Genomic DNA, 25074 nt, shown 5'->3' on the forward strand with positions numbered 1-25074 from the left:
CGGGTACGCCTCAGCACTCACCAGAGATGCGATCTCTTTTTGGCTGCTTGTTCGAGGATTGGGCCTGGGATGGACTGTGGCGTACAGGTTGATGCGGGAAAGCCTCTCATTATAGCTGAGGACCGCTCGAAAACCCTGACAATCCCACGACAAAACGACCAGTCAAAGCGCCCCTCAGGGCTTAAACAGCAGCCGTGGCACTGGCGTGCAGGCAAATGGCCGCAGCCGTGGCCACATTGAGCGATTCTTCTCCGCCAGGCTGGGCAATGCGCACTTTTTGGTGTGCCAAAGCCATCAAAGCGTCACTCACGCCCTGCCCTTCGTGGCCCAATACCCAGGCACACTTTTGGGGCAATTCGCCGCGTTGCAGCAATTCATGCAGAAACGGCCCTTCATGAGAGCTCGTGGTCAGCAAGGGCACCGACAAAGCAGCAACATCGGTGTCACCGACCGATTCGACCAGATGCAAACCGAAATGAGCCCCCATGCCCGCCCTGAGCACCTTCGGTGACCACAGGGCCGCAGTCCCTTTGATGGCCAATACCTGGCGGTATCCAAAAGCCGAGGCGCAGCGCAAAATCGCCCCCACATTGCCCGCGTCCTGCAAACGGTCCAGAACCACGGTGGAGGCATCCGACAAAACTTGCCCCTGCGCCGACCAAGCCACCACAAAGCCCATTCGGGCAGGTGACTCAAGGCCACTCAGGCTGGCAAACAACGCATCGGGCAGGACAAACAAGGCATCGGTCAAAACCGCCCACTGCGAGCCTTGCTCTTCAAAGCAAGAGGCACTCAACACGATTTGCAAGGGCTTGACGCCCCGATCGATGGCGGCACGGCACAGATGGTCGCCCTCGAGCCAGAACTGCCCCGCTTTGCGGTATGCCGTCGTTTCTTGCGCCAAACGCCGCCAAGCTTTGACCTGCGGGTTGTCGCGGGAGGTGATCAAATTCATCGGACGCTCCTGGCTACCGGGGCAAAAGTCATTCTGTGACAGTCTGCCGGTCCATGCGTTTGCAAGGCGGCCAAGTGCTGTGCAGTCCCATAACCCTTGTGTTGGTCAAACCCATAGGCCGGGTAGCGTTCATGCATCTCTTCACACAATCGATCACGGTGCACCTTGGCCAAAATGGACGCCGCAGAGATGGCGGGCACCAAGGCATCGCCTTGAACGATGGCTTCGGCCAAAATATCCAGCGTTGGCAATCGGTTGCCATCCACCAAGACCATTTGGGGCTTCAGGCGCAAGCCTTCGACCGCGCGTTTCATGGCCAGCATCGTGGCCTGCAAAATATTGAGCTGGTCAATTTCCTGCACCGTCGCTTGGGCAATTGAAAAGCACAAAGCCCGCGCACGGATCTCGTCAAACAACTGCTCACGGCGCTTGGCAGACAGTTTCTTGGAATCGTTCAATCCGGCAATCGGCTGCAAATCGTCCAGAATCACGGCCGCCGCCACCACGGGCCCGGCCAAGGGCCCGCGCCCAGCCTCATCCACGCCAGCCATAAGGCCCGCGGTGTCCCAATTCAATGTTTTTTGCTCAAGCGGCAAGGACTTTTTGGATCGCATGGGTCGCCAGCGTCGGCATGTCCTGACGCAATTGATGGTGCAGCTTGGTAAAGCGTTGCTGAATTTGGGCAACAGCCGCCGGATCGTCGAGCCATTGCAAAACGGCCTTGGCCAATGCCTCTGGTTGTACCTGCTCTTGCAAAAACTCCGGTACCAAGCTTTCATTGCACAAAATGTTGGGCAAACCAATCCAGGGCAACAAGCGCTTGCGGTTGGCAATCTGCCAAGACAGCCATTGCATTTTGTAGGCGATGACCATGGGGCGTTTGTGCAAAGCAGTCTCAAGGGTGGCCGTGCCGCTGGCCACCAAGGCCACATCGCAGGCAGCCTGCACCTCATGCGAACGCCCCATGACCAAATGCACATGACCTTGCATGCCGGCACGAGCAATGGCAGCTTCGACCATGGGCTGCAAAGGGGCATGTGTGGGCAGCACAAACTGCAAACCGGGTCGCAACGCAAGCATGCGTTTGGCGGCCTGAAGAAACGGCAGCGCCAGACCTTTGACTTCGGATGGCCTGCTGCCAGGCAACAAAGCCACGACAGTGGCATCGGCAGGCAGCCCCAAGGCCTGGCGCGCCTGGAGGCGATCGGGCTCGAGCGCAATCACATCGGCCACGGGGTGCCCCACAAAAGTGCCTTGGATGCCGTGCTGCGCCAACAAGTCGGGCTCAAACGGGTAAATGCACAGGACGCGGTCCACGCTGTCGCGAATCTTTTGCACGCGCTCAGGTCGCCATGCCCAGATCGATGGGCACACCAGTTGAACCGTGGGCACACCCTTTTGACGCAGCAAACGCTCCACCGGCAAATTGAAGTCGGACGCATCCACGCCGACATACAAATCGGGCGGAGAAGCCAGCAAATCCTGAATCAAGGTCTGGCGGATGCCGTTGATGTGACGGTAACGCCAAAGGGCTTCAACCAAACCACGCACCGACAACTCATCGCAAGACCAGCGCGAGACAAAACCGGTCGCATCCATCTGCGGACCACCAATGCCCGACGCCTGCAGTTGAGGCCAGCTTTTGCGCATGCCCTGCAACAACAAAGCGGCCAGCATGTCACCTGAACGCTCGGCAGCGACCATGCACAAACGCAGATCTTGCGCTGGTGCGGGTCCAGAAAGTGGCCGCGCGTCTTTCTCGTTCATCACGCCTTCAAAGCCTGACGAATGACACCGCAAACTTCATCCACAGCATCGTTGCTCAGCTCGGGATAAATCGGCAAAGACAAGCAGCGTGCAGCCACCGATTCAGTGACAGGAAAGCTCGAACCCGCAGCGATTTCAGCAAAGACTTTTTGCTGGTGCAAAGGCACGGGGTAATAAATGGCGCTGGCAATTTTCTGCTCGGTCAAGGCTTGCTGAATCGCAGCACGGTCATCGGTCAACAAGGTGTACTGGTGGTACACATGCAGGCCCACACCGTCTTCAAAAGGCGTTTGCAAGTTCAGGCCCGCCAAACCAGCGTTGTAACGGTGCGCGACGCGGCGGCGCTCCTGGTTGTATTGGTCAATCAAGGGCATCTTGGCCCGCAGCACAACCGCCTGCAACTCATCAAGGCGGCTGTTGTAGCCAATGATGTCGTGGTAGTAACGCACCTTGCTGCCGTGGTTGCGCAGCATGCGCAACTTTTCGGCCATGGCATCCGACTGTGTGGTCACCATGCCACCATCGCCGTAACAGCCCAAATTTTTGCTGGGGAAAAAGCTGAAGGCCGCCACATCGCCGATCGCGCCGGTTTTGCGGCCACCGATATCGGCACCAAACGATTGCGCGCAATCTTCCACCAACTGCAGTTGATGCTCTTTGGCCAAAGCCATCAAAGGGGCCAGGTCAGCGGGTTGCCCAAACAAATGAACAGGCAGCAAGGCCTTGGTTTGAGGCGTGATGGCACGACGGGCCTGCTCGACGTCGATGTTGAAGGTGCGTGGGTCAATGTCCACAAACACCGCTTTTGCACCCACATAGGCAATCGCTTCGGCCGTGGCAATGAAGGTGAATGGTGTGGTGATGACCTCGTCTCCGGGGCCGATGTCGGCCGCCAGCAAAGCCAGGTGCAAAGCATCCGTGCCGTTGGCGCAGGTGATGGCGTGCGCTACCCCCAGATAGGCAGCCGCTTCTTTTTCAAACGCCTGGACGTTGGGTCCAAGGATGAACTGCGCTGCGCTCAAGGCACTCAAAAATGCAGGTTCCAGTTTGGGCTGGAGATCGCGGTATTGCGCGACCAGATCGACCATAGGGATGCGCATGGCGTACCTTTCAAATATTCAGAAATCAGGAAATCAGACGAGTGGCTTCGGTGATGCGCTGCACGGCTTCCAGTGCACGGCGACCGGCTTCACCGCTCACTTTGGGGGGGCGCTTGTTGCGGATGCTGTCAACAAAATCCACGATCTCGGCAAACAAAGGGTCGGCTTCACCAAACGATTGCTCATGCCGCTCAATGGCCAGTTCAGGATCGGCCTTAGGATCGGTGGCTCCACGGTACGTGGTCAAAGTGCGGGCCTGAAAATCCAGCGAGTGGCAGGCCTGGTTTTGAAACACGCGCATTTTCCGCTCGCTCTTGGCACTCACACGGCTGGCCGTGACGTTGGCCACACAGCCATTGGCAAAGCGGATGCGGGCATTAGCGATGTCGATGTCCGATGTCAGCACCCGCGCACCGGAACAATCCACACTTTCGAGTTCACTGTCCACCAAGGACAAGATCAAGTCCACGTCGTGGATCATCAAGTCGAGCAGCACACTCACATCGGTGGCCCTTGGCTTGAAAGGTGCCAAGCGCGAGCTGTCAATGAACCGGGGATCCGACAACAAAGGCTCCAAGGCCAGCGCGGCAGGGTTGAAGCGCTCCAGATGCCCCACCGCCAGAACGCAATGGTTCTCTTTGGCCAGCCGAATCAATTCATCCGCCTGTTCCAAAGTGGTGGTCATGGGTTTTTCAACCAACACATGCACACCGGCGCGCAAAAACTCGGCGCACACGTCGTAATGCCCTTGTGTGGGCACCACGATGCTGACCGCGTCGACCTGCCCAATCAACGACTTGTAATCCGTCAAGGCCGCGCAATGCAAGGGAGCAGCGACAGCTTCAGCCTGCTCCTGACGACTGTCCACCACCGCAACGAGCTCGCACTCCGGAATCTTGGCGTACTTTTGAGCATGAAATTTGCCCAGATAACCAACGCCAATCACGGCGCAACGCAACAGGGCCACAGGGCCCTCCTTTCATGCTCGGGCCAGGAAAGACTCCTGCCCCTTGAATTTTCAGTCTGCCGAACGACGGCGCGAACGAACGATACCCACTTTGGGCGAAACGCCTGCCAGGAAGTCCAGCATCATGTCGACATCCGGCTGCACCTCGGGCTTGTCCTTGGCGATTTGGAGGATGCGCGCTTTCGATGCTTCGAACGTCAGGTTTTCACGGTAAAGCGCCTTGTGCATGGCACGTACTGCAGCAATCCGGGCAGGAGAATAACCACGGCGGCGCAGACCTTCGGCGTTCACAGTGCGCGCAGAAGCAGGTTGCCCCTGGCAAGTCACATAGGGCGGCAAGTCTGCAAACAACAAAGTACACATGGCGGTGAAACTGTGCGCGCCCAAACGCAAGAACTGACGCACCACCGTAAAGCCGCCCAAAATGACCCAGTCACCCACCACCACGTGACCGGCCAATTGGGAATTATTAGCAAAAATGGTGTGGCTGCCAATGTGGCAATCGTGTGCCAAGTGCACATAAGCCATGAACAGATTGTCGTCACCCACCTTGGTCACACCACCGCCGTTCACCGTTCCGGCGTTGAAGGTGCAAAACTCGCGGATGGTGTTGCCATTGCCGATCACCAAACGGGTCGGCTCACCGGCGTATTTTTTGTCTTGTGGCGCAGCGCCCAATGAGGTATAGCTGTGAACATGGTTGTTCAAGCCGATGGTGGTGTAACCCTCGATCGTGCAGTGCGAGCCCACAGTAGAGCCTGCACCGATCGTCACGTTCGGGCCAATGATGGTGTAAGGACCAACGGTCACGGAGGCGTCCAGCTGGGCAGCCGGATCAACCAATGCAGTGGAATGGATGGTTGCCATAGTTCCTCAGGCAATTTTGCGCATGGTGCACATCAACTCGGCCTCGCAGGCCAACTCATTGCCCACTTTGGCCTGGGCCTTGAACTTGAAAATACCGGCCTTCATGCGGTCCAACTGCACCTCAAGGGTCAACTGATCACCTGGCTCCACAGGGCGCTTGAAACGTGCACCATCAATGCCGGCAAAGTAATACACCGTGTTGTCATCGGGGGCTGTATCGAGCGTGTCAAAGGACAGCAAGGCCGCGGCTTGCGCCAAGGCTTCGAGCATCAACACGCCAGGCATGACAGGGCGATGCGGGAAATGGCCTGTGAAAAATGGCTCATTGATGGTCACGTTCTTCAAGGCCTTGATGCGCACCCCTTTTTCGATCTCCAACACGCGATCCACCAACAAAAACGGGTAGCGATGCGGCAACTGCTTGAGAATTTTATGAATGTCCATCATGGTCAGGTTTCCTTGTTATTTTGAATATCAGCCTCTAAGGCTTTGATGCGTTCACGCAATCGAGACAATTGTTTGAGGCTGGCTGCATTCTTTTCCCAGTTGGCATTGCTGTCCAAAGGGAACATGCCGGTGTACTGCCCGGGTTGCAAGATGGAACGCGTGACCACCGATGCCGCCGAAATGTGCACATGGTCAGCCAAGCTCAAATGGCCCAAGACCACGGCGCCACCGCCCACGGTGCAATGCGCACCGATTCGGGCACTGCCAGCCACCCCCACACACCCAGCCATGGCCGTGTGGCGGCCCACATGCACGTTGTGCCCGATCTGGATCAGGTTGTCCAATTTGACACCGTCTTCGATCACGGTATCTTCCAATGCGCCACGGTCAATGCAGGTATTGGCACCGATTTCCACATCGTTGCCAATCCGCACCGCACCCAGCTGCTCAATCTTTTCCCATTGTCCTTGGTGGGGTGCGAAGCCAAAACCGTCGGCGCCGATCACGACACCCGGATGCAACAGGCAACGCGCTCCGATCTTGCAATCCTCACCAACCGTCACGCGTGACTTGAGCACGGTTGCAGCCCCGACTTCCGCGCCGCGCTCCACCACACACAAAGGCCCAATCACGGCATCGTCTGCTATCACCGCATCCGGGTCGATGATGGCACTGGGATGAATTCGGGGGCCTGTGACTTTGTGGTGCTCACGTTTCCACATGCGTGTCAAACGGGCAAAGTACAAATAAGGGTCATCGGTGATGATGGCCGCAGGGCGCTGTACCACCTGAGCTTCAAAAGCCGGGCTGACAATGACACACCCCGCCAGGCTCAGGGCCAACTGACTTTGGTATCGGGCCTGACTCAAAAAACTGATTTGGCTGGGCTGGGCGGTCTGCAAAGGGGCCAATCCCGATATCTGCATATCGGAAGCCCCCAACAAACGGCCGCCAAGTGCCTCTACGATAGCGCCAAGCGTCAGCGACACGGTCTCAAACAGGCGTGCGCCTGTTATTTGCCAACCGAGGCGTTGAGTGCCTTGATGACTTTGTCGGTGATGTCGTGCTTGGGATTGAAGTAGACAGCATCCTGCAAGACCATGTCGTACTTTTCTGACTCGGCAACTTGTTTGACCGCACGCCCTGCTTTTTCGAACAACATTTGGTTTTCTTCATTCTTGCGAGCACCCAAATCCTCTTGATATTCTCGCTGGCGGCGCTTCAAGTCGCGGTCTTGCTCGATCAGCTGCTTTTGCTTTGCAACGCGCTGCACTTCTGACAGTGTGGGCGCATCGCGCTCGAACTTTTCAGCCGTGACTTTGAAAGTGTTGATGGCGTCATTGAGTTCTTTTTCACGTTTCAAAAATTCCGACTCCAACTTAGCCTGGGCAGCTTTGGCCACATTGGAGTCACGCAGAATGCGATCTGTGATGACGAAGCCGATTTTGAAATCTTGGGCTTGCGACAAACCCGTGAAAGCCGTTGTAGCAGCCATCAAGGCAATAAGGAGGTTCTTGCGAATCGTTTTCATTAGAAGGAAGTTCCGATTTGAAATTGGAGTTTTTGAATTTTATCGCCTGTCTCTTTGCGGATGGGCGTCGCATAAGAGAAGCGCAAGGGGCCCATTGGGGAGATCCAGCTCAAGCCGATGCCGGCAGAGGCACGCAGATCACTCAAAGAGAGTTTTTCATTTTCACCAAAAGCGCGTCCCATATCGGTGAACCCGAACAAACGCAGTGTTTTGTCATTGCCGGCACCCGGGAAAGGCAGCATGAATTCGGCATTCAAAACGACTTTCTTTGGGCCACCCAGATAAACGAGTGTCGAGTTTGTCGAGCTTGTCGCGCGCGAAGGGCCCAATGTCGATTGCTCAAAGCCACGAACACTGCCCAAACCACCCACATAGAAATTCTTGAAGATGGGGAATGGCTGTCCGCTCAGGCCTTGGCCCCATCCCAGATCAGCGTTCAACGCCAAGGTGTATTTCTTGCTGAGCGGGAAATATTGTTGGTATTGGTAGTTGCTGCGGAAATAACGAACATCGCCTGCGAGGCTCAAATCCGCATTCAGTCGCTGGTAAGTGCCTTTGTTCGGAACCAAAGCGCTGTCACGACCATCCCTGGCCCACCCCAAAGTCAGCGGTATAGCGGTACTGGTGCTGCCAAATTTATCCGCATATTCTTTGTATGGATCAGGCAAACCAGTTCCTGACTTGATCTGGGTCTGCTCAGCATTGGCTCCCACAAAAACCGTGTCCGTCTCGGTCACGGGCACACCAAAACGCAGACCCAGGCCCGAGTTGACCAAACTGTAAGAGTTGATGTCCCCCAAATACGGCCGCGTGGTCCGCTGGAACACGTCAATCGTCCTGGATATGCCGTTTTGCGTGAAGTAAGGGTCCGTGGTGCTCAGCACCAGATTACGGTTGTACTTACTGGTGTTGACTTCGACGGCCAAGTAGTTGCCTGAACCAAAAGCATTTTCCTGGCGAATGCCAAAGCTCAAAGTCACTTTTTCAGCTGATGAAAAGCCCGCACCCAAAGAGATGCTGCCCGTCGGCTTTTCGGCCACCGTGAACATCAAATCAACCTGGTCAGGTGTGCCGGGAATCTCAACCGTCTCCACGTTGACTTCCGTGAAGAAGCCCAAACGGTCTACGCGGTCACGCGACAGGCGGATTTTGTCGCCGTCGTACCACGCAGCCTCAAACTGGCGAAACTCACGGCGGATCACTTCATCGCGTGTGCGGTTGTTGCCCGAAACCAGAATGCGACGGACATAGGCGCGGCGCGAAGGCTCAGCCTGCAGGACAAACTGCACACGGTTGTTTTGCCGGTCGATTTCGGGCTTGGCTTCGACTTTGGCAAAGGCAAAGCCGAACTTGCCAAAATAGTCGGTGAAGGCTTTGGTGGTTTCGGCCACGGTTTCGGCGTTATAGGCTTTGCCAACACCGATCTTGACCAAGGCCTTGAATTCGTCGTCTTTGTCGAGGTAATTGCCTTCCAGCTTGACACCGGAGACCACAAAACGCTCACCTTCGGTCACATTGATGGTGATCGCCATGTCTTGCTTATCGGGCGACATGGCGACTTGGGTGGAGTCAATGCGGAACTCCAGGAAGCCACGGGCCAAGTAGAAAGAGCGCAAAGCCTCCAGATCGGCATTGAGCTTGGTGCGGGCATAGCGGTCAGACTTGGTGTACCAACTCATCCAGCCGCCAGTATCCAGATTGAACTGATCGCGCAAATCGGACTCTGAAAATACCTTGTTGCCCACGATCTGAATTTGCTTGATCTTCGCGGGGCCGCCTTCGGTGATGGTGAAGCTCAAATTCACGCGGTTTCGGTCAACCGGCGTTGCGGTGCTGACCACCTCTGCACCATACAAACTGCGGCTGATGTACTGACGCTTGAGCTCCTGCTCGGCTTTGTCTGCCAGCGCTTTGTCGTAAGGCCGACCTTCGGCCAGACCCACTTCTTTCAAAGCCTTGACCAGAACATCCTTGTCAAACTCCTTGAGCCCGATGAATTCGACTGCGGCCACGGAGGGGCGCTCTTCCACCACAACGACCAAAACATCACCCTGGGTTTCAAGCCGCACGTCCTTGAACAAACCCAATGCAAACAAGGCCCGAATGGCTGCTGCGCCCTTTTCATCAGAATATTGGTCACCCACGCGCAATGGCAATGAGGCAAAAACAGTACCGGACTCGATGCGTTGCAAACCCTCGACGCGGATATCGCGCACCGTGAACGGGTCAACGGCCCAAGCAGGCATGCACGCCATCAAGGAGGCCGCAAAAGTCAATGCAGCAGGTTGAATGCGTGAACGAATGTCAAAAAAATTCATGGAGCAACCATAGAGAGGCTGGGACTGGATGTTCATTAAAAACGCCCCATCCCAAACCCATTTGAAAAACCGACCAGCGTGCCCCTAGCAGGGCAACATCGTATTTTCGCCTGTCCCTGACGAAATACGGCCGAACAAACAAAACAAAACAAGCCAAGATAATACACCTCAGAAGAGTGTATTCATTGCCACCTCTACAGCCTTCACGCGGCTTGAAATTGCGCTGTCAGCCCCATCTCGCGACGAGTTTGAGCGCAGCTTCACGACTTTGACGGTCAAGACTCAACAAATCGTCCAGATTTTCAGGTCGAATGCTGGTGACCGCATCCAATGTGGCTTCATTCACATCATGGATCTGGTCAAACCGGATCTCGCGGTTCAAAAATGCCGCCACCGCAATTTCATTGGCGGCATTCAATACGGCACAACTGCCAGGCGCACCCTTCAGGGTTGACCACGCAAGCTTCAAGCCCGGGAATCGCTCAGGATGGCCATGGTCATCCATGGACTCGAATGTCATTGCGGCTAGGGAATGGAAGTCAAGTGCACCCGCACCCGACGCCATGCGCTCCGGCCAGCTCAAACCGTAGGCAATCGGCACACGCATGTCGGGGGTGCCCAATTGAGCCACCACAGAATGGTCCTTGTACTGCACCATGGAGTGGATCACGCTCTGGGGGTGAATCACCACCTCCAACTGGTCCGGCTCGAGACCAAACAAATAACGCGCCTCAATCACTTCGAGGGCTTTGTTCATCATCGTGGCCGAATCCACCGAAATCTTGCGCCCCATCACCCAATTGGGGTGGGCACAAGCCTGTTCGGGCGTGACCTCCTTGAGGCTGATCGGATCGCGACCTCGAAATGGCCCTCCTGAGGCCGTCAAAATGATCTTGTCTACACGTCTTTGCCAAGTGGCAGGATCTTCTGGCAGCGACTGAAAAATGGCCGAATGCTCACTGTCTATCGGCAAAAGCACCGCGCCGCCCTCTCGCACAGCCGACAAAAACACCTCGCCCCCCACCACCAAGGCCTCTTTGTTCGCCAACAACAGTCGTTTGCCTGCACGTGCAGCGGCCAGACAAGGCGACAACCCCGCTGCGCCCACGATGGCTGCCATGACCGCGTCCACTTCAGGGGCGCAGGCCACCTCGTCGAGCGCTGCAGCGCCCCAACGAACGGGGATGTTCAAGCCCTCAGATTTGAGTTTGTCCGCCAGCAGGCGACCCGCAGCCTCCTGAACCATGACCACGACTTCTGGCTTGAACTGCACGCATTGGGCCAACATCAGATCAACCTGAGTGGATGCGGTCAAGGCATACACACCAAACTGCCCCGGATGACGCGTCAAAACATCCAGTGTGCTTTTGCCGATCGAACCCGTTGAGCCCAGGATGGTGATGCGTTGTTTTGTTTGCATGAAATGCACTCTTCGCTTAAATCCAGAAAACCAGCATCATCGCCAAGGGCAGCGTCGGCAACAAGGCATCTACACGGTCCAACACGCCGCCATGCCCGGGCAACAGGCCTGAACTGTCTTTCATGCCGGCACTGCGTTTGACCAGGGACTCCACCAAATCCCCCACCACACTCATGGCCGACATGAACAACAAGGCGGGCAAAGCCACGAACCAGCCTTTGGCAAACAAGAGCGAATAAAAGCTGGCATCAGGCAGCGACCAGCGGCGATCCACCTCAGCCCAGACAACAGCCACCAAGAGCACCCCGAGCATGCCGCCCAAAACACCCTCCCAACTCTTGCCGGGACTGATGCTGGCGGCCAGCTTGGTCTTGATCCAGCGCCCGCCCAATGCCTTGCCAAAAAAATAGGCAAAGACATCGGCCGCCCACACCAGCACCAGAACGGACAACAGAAAATTCACACCGCGCTGGTGCGCTTGCGCCATGGCCACCCAAGCCAAGGTCAAAAGCAACAAGCCCGCCATCCAACGAACGCCCTGCGGCCAAAGCCCCCATCCAGGAACCCCACGCTGAATCATCCAGGCTCCCAGCAAAACCCACATCGCACCAGCCGTCAACCAAACGAGCGGCGGCGTGCGCTGCACCCAGCCCAACTGCTCAGCCACTGCGCAAGCCAACAAGCAAATGACGGCGCCCGACCAGGCCACCCATACGGGTACACCATTCAAGCGCCCCCACTCCCACGCACCCGCTGCGATCAACACCACGGTCAAGCCCATGAAGGGCCAGGGATTGCTTGCAAACAAGGCGGGCAACAGCAACGCCAGCAAGACCAAGGCGGTGATGATTCTTTGCTTGAGCATGGTTTCTCCAGAAAAAAGGCCGCCAATGGGCGGCCATTCAGGCCGTGGACAGCCACGGCATGGGATTCAAACTCAAACCGCCATGATCTCTTGTTCTTTGGCAGTCACCAACTGGTCGATCTCGGTCATGCGCTTGTCGGTCAATTTTTGGACATCGGCTTCTGCACGTTTCTGATCGTCTTCAGAAACCTCTTTGTCCTTGACCAGCTTTTTGACCGATTCATTGGCATCACGGCGCAAATTGCGGATGGCAATTTTGGCATTTTCACCTTCGGTGCGGGCCAACTTGGTCATTTCCTTGCGACGCTCTTCGCTCATGGCGGGCATCGGCACACGGATCAACTCGCCCATCGAAGCAGGGTTCAGACCCAGTTCGCTTTCACGGATGGCCTTTTCAATTTTGGCTGCCATGGATTTCTCCCAAGGCTGCACGCTGATGGTGCGTGAATCCATCAAGGACACGTTCGCCACCTGAGACAGGGGCAACATCGAGCCGTAATAGTCAACCTGAATCGTGTCGAGCAACGCAGGGTTGGCACGGCCCGTGCGAATGCGGGTCAGGTTGTTTTTGAAAGCCGCAATGGACTGCTCCATTTTGGTTTCGGTCGTTTTCTTGATATCAGCAATCGTCATGAAGTTCTCCTCGTCAGAACGGGTTCAAGCGTGGACCAGCGTGCCTTCGTCTTCACCCAGAACCACGCGCTTCAAAGCACCGTTCTTGATGATCGAAAACACCTTGATGGGCAATTTTTGGTCGCGGCACAAGGCAAACGCCGTGGCATCCATGATGCCCAAGTTGCGCGAAATGGCTTCATCGAAGCTGATTTCACTGTAACGGGTGGCTGAAGGGTCTTTTTTGGGATCGGCAGAATAAACCCCGTCCACCTTCGTGGCCTTCAGGACCATCTCGGCACCAATTTCAGCACCCCGCAAAGCCGCAGCCGTGTCGGTGGTGAAGAAGGGGTTGCCGGTGCCCGCAGCGAACACCACAACTTTGCCCTCTTCGAGGTACTGCAAAGCCTTGGGGCGCACATAAGGCTCAACCACTTGGTCAATGCCAATGGCCGACATGACCCGTGCCGTCAATCCGGCTTTGTCCATGGCGTCAGCCAGTGCCAAAGAGTTCATGACGGTGGCCAACATGCCCATGTAATCGGCTGTGGCGCGGTCCATACCGACCGAGCCGCCTGCAACACCCCTGAAGATGTTGCCGCCACCAATGACCACCGCCACCTGCACGCCAAGGCGCGTGACCTCGGCGATTTCTTCGGCCATGCGAACGATTGTGGCGCGGTTGATGCCAAACGCATCGTCACCCATCAGGGCCTCGCCCGACAGCTTGAGCAAAATGCGCTTAAAGGCTGGCTTGGCTGAGGACATGATGGGCTCCTTGAATATCAATGTGGACGATGGGATGGCAACTCAAGCGTTGAATGGACTCAGGCTGCGCCTTGAGCGGCCGCGACTTGCGCAGCCACTTCAGCCGCAAAGTCGTCGACTTTCTTCTCAATGCCTTCGCCAACCACGTACAAGGTGAATGCCTTGACGGTGGTGCCTGCAGCCTTGAGCATTTGTTCAACGGTTTGCTTGTCGTTCTTGACGAAAGACTGGTTGAACAAAGACACTTCTTTCAGGTACTTTTGCACAGAACCTTCGACCATCTTGGTCACGATGTCGGCAGGCTTGCCCGACTCAGCAGCCTTGGCAGCAGCGACCGAGCGCTCTTTTTCGATCAACTCGGCAGGCACTTCGGCGCTGGTCAAAGACACTGGCTTCATGGCGGCAACGTGCATGGCCACATCTTTGGCAGCAGTTTCGTCGCCTTCGTACTCGACCAACACGCCGATGCGGGTGCCATGCAGGTAGTTCGCGATCTTGGCGCCACCAGCAGCACGCTTGAAACGGCGGAAGCTCATGTTCTCGCCGATCTTTCCGATCAGGCCTTTGCGCACTTCTTCCAGCGTCGGGCCAAAGCCGTCCTGGCTGTAAGGCAACTCGCCCAATGCAGCGATGTCGGCGGGGTTGTGTTCAGCCACCAACTTGGCAGCGGCGTTGGCCAAAGCCAGGAAGCTGTCGTTCTTGGTCACGAAGTCGGTTTCGCAGTTGACTTCGATCATGGCGCCTGTGGTGCCATTGACAAAGCTGGTGACCACGCCTTCAGCGGTCACACGCGATGCGGCCTTGCCGGCCTTGGTGCCCAGCTTGACGCGCAACAACTCTTCAGCTTTCGCCATGTCGCCTTCGGCTTCGGTCAGGGCTTTTTTGCACTCCATCATGGGGGCGTCGGTTTTTGCGCGCAGTTCAGCGACCATGCTTGCGGTAATTGCAGCCATTTGATTTCTCCGTATTCAGTCTAAAAGTCAGATTAAAAAAAAGGGGCCACGAAGCCCCTTTCATCGAGTCTTGGGAACTCAGGCAGAAGCGTTGGCTTCTTCGACGAATTCGTCAGCGCCTTCGGTGACGGCCTTGACCACGTCGTTGACCGCATTGGCGCGGCCTTCGATGATCGCGTCAGCGATGCCACGGGCATACAAAGCCACGGCCTTGGCCGAGTCGTCGTTACCGGGGATGATGTAGTCGATGCCTTCTGGCGAATGGTTGGAGTCCACCACACCGATCAATGGGATGCCCAATTTCTTGGCTTCCGAGATGGCGATTTTGTGGTATCCAACGTCGATCACAAAAATCGCGTCAGGCAAAGCAGCCATGTCCTGGATGCCACCGATGTCTTTTTCGAGCTTTTCCATCTCGCGCTTGAACATCAGCTGTTCTTTTTTACTCAGGCTCTCGAGGCCGACTTCTTGCTGGGCCTTCATGTCCTTCAAACGCTTGATCGAGGTCTTGACGGTTTTGAAGTTGGTCAACATGCCACCCAACCAGCGCTGGTCGACGAAAGGCACGCCAGCACGTTGGGCTTCGGAAGCGACCATTTCGCGAGCTTGGCGCTTGGTGCCAACCATCAGGATCGTGCCGCGGTTGGCAGACAACTGCTTGGCGAACTTGATCGCGTCCTGGAACATCGGCAGCGATTTTTCCAGGTTGATGATGTGAATTTTGTTGCGATGACCGAAGATGAAGGGGGCCATCTTGGGGTTCCAGAAGCGGGTTTGGTGACCGAAGTGGACACCGGCTTCCAGCATTTCGCGCATGGTAACGGACATAGTAATACTCCAAAGGTTGAGTCTAAAATCCAGTCCACTCATCGCGCTTGCCTTCTAGACAAGCGCAACACCTTGATGGGACTGGTTTGCGGATGTGCCCTGTTGACCTGAATCACGGCTTTTTGAATAAGACACTCAAAAGACAGTACCCAAGCTGTACAAAGCCTTAGGATTATAGCATCCTGACTTTGCTTTACCGAGGCACTCCCCCATGAAAGCCGACCTGATTGCCACACGGCAAGCCCTGATTGAAGGCAAAACCCATCCCTTGGCCACCGCAGAAGCCTGCCTGGACGTTGCACAGAGTTCGGCCTGCCAGCATGCGTTCCTCCAGATCACCCCTGAAAGCTTCAAAAAAACCGCTACCCAGCCAGCTATCGCCAGCCACGCCTTGGCGGGTTTGGCCGTCTCGGTCAAGGATTTATTTGATGTTCAGGGGCAGGTGACCGCCGCTGGCTCGGTCGTTTTGCAACACCAGCCCCCAGCCCGGCAAGACGCCCCGGTCATTGCGCGCCTGCGTGCAGCGGGTGCGGCGCTCATCGGGCGAACCAACATGGTCGAGTTCGCCTTTTCAGGGGTGGGCATCAATCCACACCACGGCACCCCTGCCGCTTGGGATGCACTGACCAATACCCCCGCAGGGGGTGCCGACAGCCCACGCGTTCCCGGCGGCTCCAGCTCAGGTGCCGCCGTTTCGGTCGCCACCGGTGCCGCTTTTATTGGCCTGGGCTCTGACACGGGTGGCTCCATACGCATTCCCGCAGCACTGAACGGCATCGTTGGCTTTAAAAACACCGCCAGACGAGTCTCCACCCAAGGTGCCCTGCCCTTGTCAACCACGCTGGACACCGTTTGTGCCATGACCCGCTCGGTTCGGGACGCTGTTTTGGCCCACGAAATCCTGTCGGCCCGTAAAGTCCCCCTCGCCCACAAACCGCTCTCGGCCTACCGGCTGGCCGTGGCCCAAAGCGTGATGCAAGACGGCATGGACAGCGGCGTGACCAGAGCATTTGAACGCAGCTTGCACAACTTGCGTGCCGCTGGCGCCCAAATTGAAGAAATCCCATTGAACGAACTTCTGGAAATCGGCCCCATGATGGCCACGGGCGGCTTCAGCCCTGCCGAGAGTTTTGCCTGGCACCGCGACTGGCTCGCCCAAAGTGTCGACCGCTACGACCCCCGAGTCGCTCAGCGCATCCAGCGGGGGGCACACATGGCCGCGCATGAGTACATTCAGCTGCTCAAAGCCCGCGCTGACTGGATTCAGCGCATGCAAAGCAGGCTGCAGCGCTATGACGCGGTCCTGTCCCCGACCACCCCCATCACTGCACCGCGCCTGAGCGAGATGGCACCAGGTGCTGAACGCGATGCCGAGTTCTTCAGGGTCAATGCCCTGCTGCTGCGCAACCCCAGCGCCGTCAACACACTGGACGGCTGCGCCATTTCATTGCCGTGCCATGCGCCGGGGGAATTGCCTGTCGGCTTGATGGCCTGGCACACGGCCATGCACGACGATGCCATTCTTCAATTGGCCCTCTTGCTGGAACCCCTTCTGCAACCCCACTGAACACCATGCAACGGCTGTCCAACACTTCCTCAGGGCCTGTGCATGGACGGGACCACATTCGCACACTGGAAGCCCGACTTCAGGCCAACAGCGCAAGCCCACTGATGCAAAAAGCAGGCTTGGCTGCGGCCCGGTTGGCCTTGGCCATGGCCCCCCACGCCCAGCGCATTTGGGTGGCAGCCGGTCCAGGCAACAACGGTGGCGACGGCCTGGAAGCGGCGCTGCACCTGCACCACTGGGGCAAATCGGTCCACGTCAGCCTCATGGCATCCCCCACAGACCTGCCAGCCGACGCGCACGCCGCCTGGCAAAGAGCGAAAACGGCAGGTGTTCACATCACATCGGATCTGCCCACGGCGTGGTTGGCCGAAATGGGACCACAAGACTTGTGCATCGACGCCCTTTTGGGCATTGGGGCCACGCGTCCGCTCAGCGCAGAAATGCAAAGCTGGGTGCAAGCCATCCACCACAACCAAGCCCAAGTGCTGGCCATTGATGTGCCGACCGGTCTGAACCCGGAATCAGGGCAACTGCTGGGCGGCCCCACGGACAGGGCCCTGTGCGTACAGGCTAATCAGACACTCACATTCATCGCGGCCAAACCGGGCCTGTTCATGGGCCATGGCCGCGATGCGTGCGGGCAGCTCTGGCTCGAAAGCTTGGGATACTCACCCACAAGCCACGCCATAGCGCCACAAGCCTGGCTCAACACACCACAAGCCCGCCCACCTCAAAGCCATGCCAGCCACAAAGGCAGCCATGGCGATGTGGTCGTGATTGGCGGCGAGGCCATGGCAGCCCATGGCATGGGCATGACCGGTGCCGCTGTTTTGGCGGCCACCGCCGCCTTGCACGCCGGTGCCGGGCGCGTCATCTTGAGCCTGCTGTCAGGCCAAGCCACAGACAGCGCGCCACCCGATGTGATGCAACGCGAATGGCAGCGCCTCGATTTGGAAAAACTGCATGTGGTCTGCGGCTGTGGCGGCGGCCAAACCGTTCAGGCCGTCATGCCAGAGGTGCTGCGGCGCAGCGCCCAATTGGTGTTGGATGCCGATGGCCTGAACGCCGTGGCGCAAGACAACAAGCTGAAAGACAGCCTGCGCCAGCGGGCAGATGCGCAACCCACCGTCATCACACCCCACCCCCTTGAAGCAGCGAGGTTGTTGAACATCAGCACCGCTCAAGTGCAAAACGACCGCCTGAAGGCGGCTCAAAATCTGGCGGACCAGCTCCAATGCACCGTGGTTTTGAAAGGCTCGGGCACGGTCATCGCAGCGCCTGACCACACGCCACGCATCAACACCTCCGGCAACGGCCGCCTGGCCATCGGCGGCACGGGCGATGTGCTGGCCGGACTCATCGGCGCACGCCTGGCGCAAGGTCTGAGCGCATTCGATGCGGCTTGCGCGGCCGTCGCGCAGCATGGTCAGACCGCTGACGATTGGCCCAAAGCCGAGGCGCTGACAGCCAGTCGATTGGCCGAGCGCTTGACCTGACACCCAGCCGCAATCACAAAAAAAGCCAGACCTGAAGTCTGGCTTTTTGAATAGAACCCCTCAGCCCGCCACATCAACGGCGTGGCTTGGTCGTCCGGGGGCCTTTTTTCTTGGCTGCAGCCTTCTTGACCGAAGCCTTCAAGGCCTGAATCGGCGAACGGTTGCGCTCAGCATCTGCCAAGCGACGGTCTTGCGAACCGTGTTTTTTGCCGCGTCCACCCTCTGCTGGTGCAGACACACCTTTGTCCCGCATGGCACGCGGCACCAGATCGTCCCCGGCGTGCACCAATCGGAAGTCGATCTTGCGGCCATCCAGGTCAACCCTGCTGACCTGAACCTGCACCCGGCTGCCAATGGCATAACGGATACCGGTGCGCTCACCGCGCAACTCCTGGCGCAACTCGTCAAAGCGGAAATACTCCCCACCCAGCTCGGTGATGTGCACCAACCCCTCCACATACAAAGAGTCCAAGGTCACGAAGATGCCGAAGCTGGTGGCCGCCGAGACCACACCGCCGTACTCCTCGCCCAAATGCTCGCGCATGTATTTGCACTTGAGCCAAGCCTCCACATCGCGGCTGGCCTCGTCAGCGCGGCGCTCGTTGGCACTGCAATGCAGGCCTGCAGCTTCCCAGGCACGCTGGTCGGCAGCCGACATGCGCACGCGGGGGGCTTGCGATTCGGGCGAATCGCCTTTGGCCGCACGGCTTTTCTCTAGCCGCTTGCTCAGCTTGGCATGCGCCTCGCCGGGCACCGGCAAACTGGGCAGCGTGTATTTACGCCCCAGCAAGATCGACTTGATGACCCGGTGCACCAGCAAATCGGGGTAACGCCGGATCGGGCTGGTGAAGTGGGTGTAGGCCTCATAGGCCAGGCCAAAGTGGCCACTGTTGACCGGTGTGTAAATCGCCTGCTGCATGGAGCGCAGCAGCATGGTGTGAATCTGCTGTGCGTCCGGGCGGTCCTTGGTCGCTTGCGCGATTTTTTGGAATTCACTGGTGTGCGGGTCATCGCTGATGCTGATGCCCAAACCCAGCGCCTTGAGGTAGTTGCGCAGAATGTCTTTTTTCTCGGCCGTCGGGCCTTCGTGCACACGGAACAAGCCAGGGTGCTTGCCCTGCTGAATGAAGTCGGCACTGCACACGTTGGCCGCCAGCATGGCTTCTTCAATCAGGCGGTGCGCTTCGTTGCGCACACGGGGCACGATTTTTTCAATGCGGCCACTTTCGTCGCACACGATCTGGGTTTCGGTGGTCTCAAAATCCACCGCACCCCGCACCGCACGCGAAGCCAGCAAGGCTTTGTACACGTCCTGCAAATTCATCAGGTCGGTCACGCGCTCCTTGCGTTTGGCAGCTTCCGGTCCACGGGTGTTGGCCAAAATAGCCGCCACCTCTGTGTAGGTGAAGCGTGCATGGCTGTGCATCACCGCCGGGTAAAACTGGTAGGCGTGCACATCACCCTTGGCGTTGACCAGCATGTCGCACACCATGCACAAACGGTCCACATCGGGGTTCAGTGAGCACAGGCCGTTCGACAACTTCTCGGGCAACATGGGGATGACCCGGCGCGGAAAATACACGCTGGTCGCACGGTCGTAAGCGTCGATGTCAATCGCGCTACCGGTTTGCACATAGTGGCTCACGTCGGCAATCGCCACCAGCAAGCGCCAGCCTTTGCCACGGCCCACTTTGGCCGGTTCGCAATACACCGCATCGTCAAAGTCGCGCGCATCTTCGCCATCGATCGTGACCAAGGGCACATCGCGCAAATCCACCCGATCCTTGCGGTCCTTGGCCAGCACCTTGTCGGGCAAGCCCTTGGCTTGATCGATACAACCTGCCGAAAATTCGTACGGCACGCTGTACTTGCGCACAGCGATCTCGATCTCCATGCCCGGGTCATCAATCTCGCCCAGCACTTCCTTGACACGGCCCACGGGCTGCCCAAACAAGGCCGGTGGCTCGGTCAGCTCGACCACCACCACTTGTCCCGGCTTGGCAGCGCCGATGGCCCCTTTGGGAATCATCACGTCCTGACCATAACGCTTGTCTTCGGGCGCGACCAGCCACAAACCGCCTTCGTGCAGCAAGCGACCAATGATCGGCTGCTCAGGGCGTTCGACGATCTCGACGATGCGGCCTTCGGGCCTGCCCTTGCGGTCCTGACGCACGATGCGCACTTTGACGCGGTCACGGTGAAGCACCGCACGCATCTCGTTGGGCGACAAGTAAATGTCCGATTCACCATCGTCACGGATCAAAAATCCATGGCCATCACGGTGTCCTTGAACACTGCCTTCAATTTCTTCCAGCAAACTGCCGGGTTGAGCTACTTTTTTGATATACAATCCTTTTATTCCTGAGGCGCCCAGATGGCGGAATTGGTAGACGCACTAGTTTCAGGTACTAGCGAGTAACATCGTGGAGGTTCGAGTCCTCTTCTGGGCACCAATCTTATCGAATCAGATAAGTTAAAAACATCACAAGCCGTTGATTTTCGATCAACGGCTTTTTTGTTGCCCGAAACACACGTCATGGCTTCAGCAGCCGAGGCGTCCTGGCCCAAAGCCACACGGCGCAGCTGGACAGCCCGAAGGCTGCTCAACAACGCGCCGCGCACCTTCAAACCGGCACCCCCACCAAGTCGTGGCCTTCCACACTGACAATGCGGGCCCGGGTGAATTCACCCACCTTGAGGGTTTTGCTCAGCTTCTCGGGTGGCAACAAACGCACCACGCCATCGATTTCGGGGGCATCGCCAAAGCTGCGTCCCACGCCACCGCGTCGGCCCATGGCCGGCGCAGAGTCCACCAGCACCTGCATGGTCGAACCCACGCGCTGGTGCAAGCGGGCAATCGACACCTCTTCGGCCACCGCCATGAAGCGGGCTCGACGCTCTTCGCGTAGCGCCTCGGGCAACATGCCGGGCAAGTCGTTGGCCGTGGCACCTTTGACTGGGCTGTAGGCAAAGCAGCCTGCCCGGTCAATTTGCGCTTCGCGCAAAAAGTCCAGCAAGTGCTCGAATTCTTCTTCAGTCTCACCCGGAAAACCGGCAATGAAGGTGCTGCGAATCACCAGCTCGGGGCACAGTTCGCGCCAGCGCTGGATGCGCTCTAGGTTCTTCTCGCCGCTGGCCGGGCGCTTCATGCGCTTGAGCACATCGGGGTGGCTGTGCTGAAAAGGCACATCCAGGTACGGCAACACCAGGCCCTGGGCCATCAAGGGAATGATGTCGTCCACACTGGGGTACGGATAAACATAGTGCAGGCGCACCCAGGCGTCGTGCTCGCGGGCCATCTCACCCAGCGTCTGCACCAGCTCCAGCATGCGGGTCTTGACGGGCTTGCCATCCCAGAATCCCGTGCGGTACTTCACATCGACGCCATAAGCCGAGGTGTCTTGGCTGATCACCAGCAACTCTTTCACACCGCCCTCAAACAAGGCCTTGGCTTCTTTCAGCACATCGCCAATAGGGCGAGAGACCAAATCACCCCGCATGGACGGGATGATGCAAAACGTGCAGCGGTGGTTACAGCCTTCGCTGATCTTCAAATAGGCATAGTGGCGCGGCGTGAGCTTGAGGCCCGCCTCACCAAAACCGCCAGGCACCAAGTCCAAAAACGGGTCGTGGGGCTTGGGCAGATGCGTGTGCACCGCGTCCATCACCTCTTGTGTGGCGTGGGGTCCGGTCACGGCCAACACGCTGGGGTGCATTTCCAGCACCATGTTGCCGCCGCCCTCGCCTGTTTTCGCGCCAAGGCAACCGGTCACGATCACTTTGCCGTTCTCGTTCAGGGCTTCAGCAATGGTGTCCAGGCTTTCCTTGATGGCTTCGTCAATGAAACCGCAGGTGTTGACGATGACCAGGTCAGCGCCTTCAAAGGTTTTAGAAGTCTGGTAACCCTCGGCGCTCAGTTGCGTCAGGATCAGCTCGGAATCGGTCAGCGCTTTGGGACATCCCAGGCTGACAAAGCCCACTTTGGGGGTGGGAAGGGGTGCAGTTGCAATCATTTCACTCATACCCGCATTGTCCCCGCAAAAACGACCGGGTTGTGACAAAGGGGCATGAAGCGCCCATCAAGTCCTTAAACCCATGACGCCGAGCAGCTGCTCCGCGTTCTTCTGAATCTGTTTTTGCATCTGGTCCTGCATTTGCGCCATGACGTTTTGTGACGGATTGGCCAATCCGGAAAACATGTTTTGCATCAGCGGCGTTTGCCACTGCATGAACTGCGCCCACACTTCCGGACTCAGGGCAGGGCTGGACTCGCCCAGTTTGCTTTGCCAGTCCATGAAGGACTGGACATGGTTTTCTAAATAAGAGCCCATGTGCCCCTGCATGGCATGGCCATAAAACCGGATGATGTTGGACAACACCGCTTCGCTGAACATGGGCACGCCCGCAGACTCTTCTTCCAAAATGATCTGCAACAAGATGGAGCGCGTCAGGTCTTCGCCCGTTTTGGCATCCAACACCACCACAGGGGAAGCTGCCATGACCAGTTTCTTGATCTCGGCCAGGGTCACGTAGGTCGAAGTTTGCGTGTCATACAAGCGGCGATTGGGGTATTTCTTGATCGTCCGGGTGGCACCTGCTGCGCTTGTGCTGGCTGTTTTGATCGACTTGGCTGGGGGCTTGACCGACAATGAAAACTCCTGGTGACTGACTGTAAATTGCAAATCTGCTGCAATGCACCATTCTAGGCACACGCCCGGGCGGCTCAAGCCTTGGTTAACCCTGATCCGACCGGGGCGACACGGTATAAAGCTTGTGCCCGCTTTTTTGTTGCACCCCATCCCGATTAACCCTCATTACCTGCGAAAATAGACAGCTATGTTCACCGGAATCATCACCGGCGTGGGGCGAATCGTCGCCATTCACGACCTGGGTCGCTCTTTACGCCACGGCAAGCGCCTCACCATCGAGGCCCCCGCCGGGTACCTTGACGATGTGGGCTTGGGCGACAGCATCGCCCTCAACGGCGCTTGCATGACCGTCACCACCTTCAGCCCCGAGAGCCGTCAGTTCACGATCGACATCTCGGCCGAATCGCTGGACAAAACCAGCGGCTTGGACCAGCAAGGCACGGTCAACCTCGAAAAAGCGCTGCGCGCCCATGACCGGCTGGGCGGACACATCGTGTCCGGTCATGTCGACGGCGTGGGCCAAATCAGCCATTTCGAGCAAATCGGCGAAAGCTGGGAGCTGCGCATTCTGGCGCCACACACCCTGGCCAAATACCTCGCCTACAAAGGCTCCATCACCGTTAACGGTGTGAGCCTCACGGTCAACCGCGTGGCCGATCTGGCCGACGGTTGCGAAATCAGCATCAACCTGATCCCGCACACCGTGGACAACACCGCCCTCGGCAGCCTGAAAGCAGGCAGCCGGGTCAACCTCGAAATCGACACCGTGGCCCGCTACGTTGAGCGCATGCTCAGCTTGGAAACAGCCGGATCAGCCACCCAACAGGACAAGCCATGAACGCCCCAGCGCAACTGACACCCGTGGCGATTTCGCCCGTCGAAGAGATCGTGACCGAGATGAAAGCCGGTCGCATCGTGATCCTGGTCGATGAAGAAGACCGCGAAAACGAAGGTGACCTGGTGCTGGCGTCTGACCACGTCACACCCGAGGCCATCAACTTCATGGCCCGCTTTGGCCGGGGTCTGATTTGCCTCACGCTCACCCGCGAGCGCTGCGAATTTTTGAAGCTGCCGCCCATGGCCGCCCGCAACGGCACCGTCTACAGCACGGCGTTTACCGTGTCGATTGAGGCCGCTGAAGGCGTGACCACCGGCATCTCGGCCGCCGACCGCGCCAAGACCGTGCAAGTGGCCGTGGCACGCAACAGCCAGCCGACCGACTTGGTGCAACCGGGCCACATCTTCCCGCTGCAAGCGGTGGACGGCGGCGTGCTCATGCGCGCGGGCCACACCGAAGCCGGTTGCGACCTGGCCGCCATGGCCGGCTGCTCCCCCTCGTCCGTGATCTGCGAGATCATGAAAGACGACGGCACCATGGCCCGCCTGCCTGACCTGCAGTTGTTTGCGGCCGAGCATGGCCTCAAAATCGGCACCATCGCCGACCTGATCGAATACCGCAGCCGCAACGAATCGCTGGTCGAGCGCATCGGCAGCCGCACGCTGCAAACGGCCCACGGCGAATTCACCGCCCACGCGTTTCGCGATCAACCCAGCCAAACCGTGCACCTGGCGCTCGTCAAAGGCCAATGGTCAGCGGATACCGAAGTGCCTGTGCGCGTGCACGAACCGCTGTCAGTGCTGGATGCGCTGGAAGTCAACCGCGCCATGCACTCCTGGAGCCTGGACTCCAGCTTGCAATACCTCAACGCCCAAGGCTGCGGGGTGGCGGTGCTGCTCAACTGTGGTGAATCTGCAGACCAATTGCTGGCCCAATTTGAAGGCCGCGCCCGCTCGGCCCAAGCGCCCGAACGCGGCAAGATGGACCTGCGCACCTACGGTGTGGGCGCGCAAATCCTGCGCGAATGCGGCGTGCACAAAATGAAACTCATGGGCCAACCCCGCCGCATGCCCAGCATGACCGGCTACGGCCTCGAAATCACCGCTTACATCCCCAAGGAATAAAC

Annotated in this window: 23 protein-coding genes and 1 tRNA gene; 5 read left to right on the forward strand and 19 right to left on the reverse strand. The window is 58.0% G+C overall.

Going from position 1 to position 25074, the window contains the following annotated elements:
* Positions 1 to 181 precede the first annotated feature (181 nt).
* The 16 genes from ACZ5VE_RS08330 to rpsB form a co-directional block, all read right to left on the reverse strand.
* Entirely contained in the window at positions 182 to 955 is a 774-nt protein-coding gene (locus tag ACZ5VE_RS08330; protein WP_464454729.1) for a TrmH family RNA methyltransferase, read from the reverse strand.
* Entirely contained in the window at positions 952 to 1569 is a 618-nt protein-coding gene (rnhB, locus tag ACZ5VE_RS08335; RefSeq protein ID WP_464454730.1) for a ribonuclease HII, read from the reverse strand. The genes ACZ5VE_RS08330 and rnhB overlap by 4 nt, the downstream gene beginning before the upstream one ends.
* The gene (gene lpxB / locus ACZ5VE_RS08340; protein WP_464454731.1) at positions 1541 to 2722 is read right to left on the reverse strand and encodes a lipid-A-disaccharide synthase; all 1182 of its coding nucleotides are present in this window, start codon (positions 2720 to 2722) and stop codon (positions 1541 to 1543) included. The genes rnhB and lpxB overlap by 29 nt, the downstream gene beginning before the upstream one ends.
* On the reverse strand, positions 2722 to 3822 hold the full coding sequence (locus tag ACZ5VE_RS08345; protein WP_464454732.1) for a DegT/DnrJ/EryC1/StrS family aminotransferase: 1101 nt from the start codon (positions 3820 to 3822) through the stop codon (positions 2722 to 2724). The genes lpxB and ACZ5VE_RS08345 overlap by 1 nt, the downstream gene beginning before the upstream one ends.
* 25 nt (positions 3823 to 3847) lie before the next feature.
* Entirely contained in the window at positions 3848 to 4789 is a 942-nt protein-coding gene (locus tag ACZ5VE_RS08350) for a Gfo/Idh/MocA family oxidoreductase (protein ID WP_464454733.1), read from the reverse strand.
* Between the two features lie 51 nt (positions 4790 to 4840).
* Positions 4841 to 5656 carry an acyl-ACP--UDP-N-acetylglucosamine O-acyltransferase gene (gene lpxA, locus ACZ5VE_RS08355; RefSeq protein ID WP_464454734.1) on the reverse strand — a complete coding sequence of 272 codons (816 nt, stop codon included), beginning with the start codon at positions 5654 to 5656 and terminating at the stop codon, positions 4841 to 4843.
* 6 nt (positions 5657 to 5662) lie between these two features.
* Positions 5663 to 6103 (reverse strand): 3-hydroxyacyl-ACP dehydratase FabZ, encoded by a 441-nt coding sequence (gene fabZ, locus ACZ5VE_RS08360; protein WP_464454735.1) that lies wholly within the window; start codon positions 6101 to 6103, stop codon positions 5663 to 5665.
* Between the two features lie 2 nt (positions 6104 to 6105).
* Positions 6106 to 7092: a UDP-3-O-(3-hydroxymyristoyl)glucosamine N-acyltransferase gene (lpxD, locus tag ACZ5VE_RS08365; protein ID WP_464454736.1), complete on the reverse strand. Its 987-nt coding sequence runs from the start codon at positions 7090 to 7092 to the stop codon at positions 6106 to 6108.
* Positions 7093 to 7115: 23 nt separating this feature from the next.
* Positions 7116 to 7634 (reverse strand): OmpH/Skp family outer membrane protein, encoded by a 519-nt coding sequence (locus tag ACZ5VE_RS08370; protein WP_464454737.1) that lies wholly within the window; start codon positions 7632 to 7634, stop codon positions 7116 to 7118.
* Positions 7634 to 9952 (reverse strand): outer membrane protein assembly factor BamA, encoded by a 2319-nt coding sequence (gene bamA, locus ACZ5VE_RS08375; protein ID WP_464454738.1) that lies wholly within the window; start codon positions 9950 to 9952, stop codon positions 7634 to 7636. Before bamA ends, ACZ5VE_RS08370 begins: the two co-directional genes overlap by 1 nt.
* A 226-nt stretch (positions 9953 to 10178) precedes the next feature.
* Entirely contained in the window at positions 10179 to 11372 is a 1194-nt protein-coding gene (gene dxr, locus ACZ5VE_RS08380; protein WP_464454739.1) for a 1-deoxy-D-xylulose-5-phosphate reductoisomerase, read from the reverse strand.
* Positions 11373 to 11388: 16 nt separating this feature from the next.
* The gene (locus ACZ5VE_RS08385) at positions 11389 to 12237 is read right to left on the reverse strand and encodes a phosphatidate cytidylyltransferase (protein WP_464454740.1); all 849 of its coding nucleotides are present in this window, start codon (positions 12235 to 12237) and stop codon (positions 11389 to 11391) included.
* 72 nt (positions 12238 to 12309) lie between these two features.
* Positions 12310 to 12870 carry a ribosome recycling factor gene (gene frr, locus ACZ5VE_RS08390; protein WP_464454741.1) on the reverse strand — a complete coding sequence of 187 codons (561 nt, stop codon included), beginning with the start codon at positions 12868 to 12870 and terminating at the stop codon, positions 12310 to 12312.
* A 24-nt stretch (positions 12871 to 12894) separates the two neighbouring features.
* Complete coding sequence (gene pyrH, locus ACZ5VE_RS08395; protein WP_464454742.1) at positions 12895 to 13617, reverse strand: UMP kinase; 723 nt, start codon at positions 13615 to 13617, stop codon at positions 12895 to 12897.
* 59 nt (positions 13618 to 13676) lie between these two features.
* Entirely contained in the window at positions 13677 to 14570 is an 894-nt protein-coding gene (gene tsf / locus ACZ5VE_RS08400) for a translation elongation factor Ts (RefSeq protein WP_464454743.1), read from the reverse strand.
* A gap of 78 nt (positions 14571 to 14648) precedes the next feature.
* Positions 14649 to 15398 (reverse strand): 30S ribosomal protein S2, encoded by a 750-nt coding sequence (gene rpsB, locus ACZ5VE_RS08405; RefSeq protein ID WP_019428721.1) that lies wholly within the window; start codon positions 15396 to 15398, stop codon positions 14649 to 14651.
* Between the two features lie 211 nt (positions 15399 to 15609).
* Between rpsB and ACZ5VE_RS08410 the strand changes: the two genes are divergently transcribed.
* Together ACZ5VE_RS08410 and ACZ5VE_RS08415 are read left to right on the forward strand one after the other, a co-directional pair.
* Complete coding sequence (locus tag ACZ5VE_RS08410; protein WP_464454744.1) at positions 15610 to 16965, forward strand: amidase; 1356 nt, start codon at positions 15610 to 15612, stop codon at positions 16963 to 16965.
* 5 nt (positions 16966 to 16970) lie between these two features.
* On the forward strand, positions 16971 to 18461 hold the full coding sequence (locus ACZ5VE_RS08415; RefSeq protein WP_464454745.1) for an NAD(P)H-hydrate dehydratase: 1491 nt from the start codon (positions 16971 to 16973) through the stop codon (positions 18459 to 18461).
* Positions 18462 to 18534: 73 nt separating this feature from the next.
* Here the strand turns inward: ACZ5VE_RS08415 and rnr are convergent, their stop codons facing one another.
* Positions 18535 to 20811: a ribonuclease R gene (gene rnr, locus ACZ5VE_RS08420; protein WP_464454746.1), complete on the reverse strand. Its 2277-nt coding sequence runs from the start codon at positions 20809 to 20811 to the stop codon at positions 18535 to 18537.
* Between the two features lie 18 nt (positions 20812 to 20829).
* Here rnr and ACZ5VE_RS08425 point away from each other — a divergent pair.
* Positions 20830 to 20914: transfer RNA gene (locus ACZ5VE_RS08425), tRNA-Leu, on the forward strand.
* Between the two features lie 171 nt (positions 20915 to 21085).
* Here ACZ5VE_RS08425 and rimO read toward each other — a convergent pair.
* Both rimO and phaR read right to left on the reverse strand, forming a co-directional pair.
* Positions 21086 to 22483: a 30S ribosomal protein S12 methylthiotransferase RimO gene (gene rimO, locus ACZ5VE_RS08430; protein ID WP_464454747.1), complete on the reverse strand. Its 1398-nt coding sequence runs from the start codon at positions 22481 to 22483 to the stop codon at positions 21086 to 21088.
* Positions 22484 to 22540: 57 nt separating this feature from the next.
* Positions 22541 to 23110, reverse strand: a complete 570-nt coding sequence (gene phaR, locus ACZ5VE_RS08435) for a polyhydroxyalkanoate synthesis repressor PhaR (protein ID WP_464454748.1) — start codon at positions 23108 to 23110, stop codon at positions 22541 to 22543.
* Positions 23111 to 23297: 187 nt separating this feature from the next.
* On the opposite strand from phaR, the gene ACZ5VE_RS08440 reads away from it, so the two are divergent.
* Entirely contained in the window at positions 23298 to 23948 is a 651-nt protein-coding gene (locus ACZ5VE_RS08440) for a riboflavin synthase (RefSeq protein ID WP_464454749.1), read from the forward strand.
* Positions 23945 to 25072: a bifunctional 3,4-dihydroxy-2-butanone-4-phosphate synthase/GTP cyclohydrolase II gene (ribBA, locus tag ACZ5VE_RS08445; protein WP_464454750.1), complete on the forward strand. Its 1128-nt coding sequence runs from the start codon at positions 23945 to 23947 to the stop codon at positions 25070 to 25072. The genes ACZ5VE_RS08440 and ribBA overlap by 4 nt, the downstream gene beginning before the upstream one ends.
* The last annotated feature ends 2 nt before the right edge of the window (positions 25073 to 25074 follow it).

The sequence above is a fragment of the Limnohabitans sp. INBF003 genome (genome assembly GCF_055396645.1).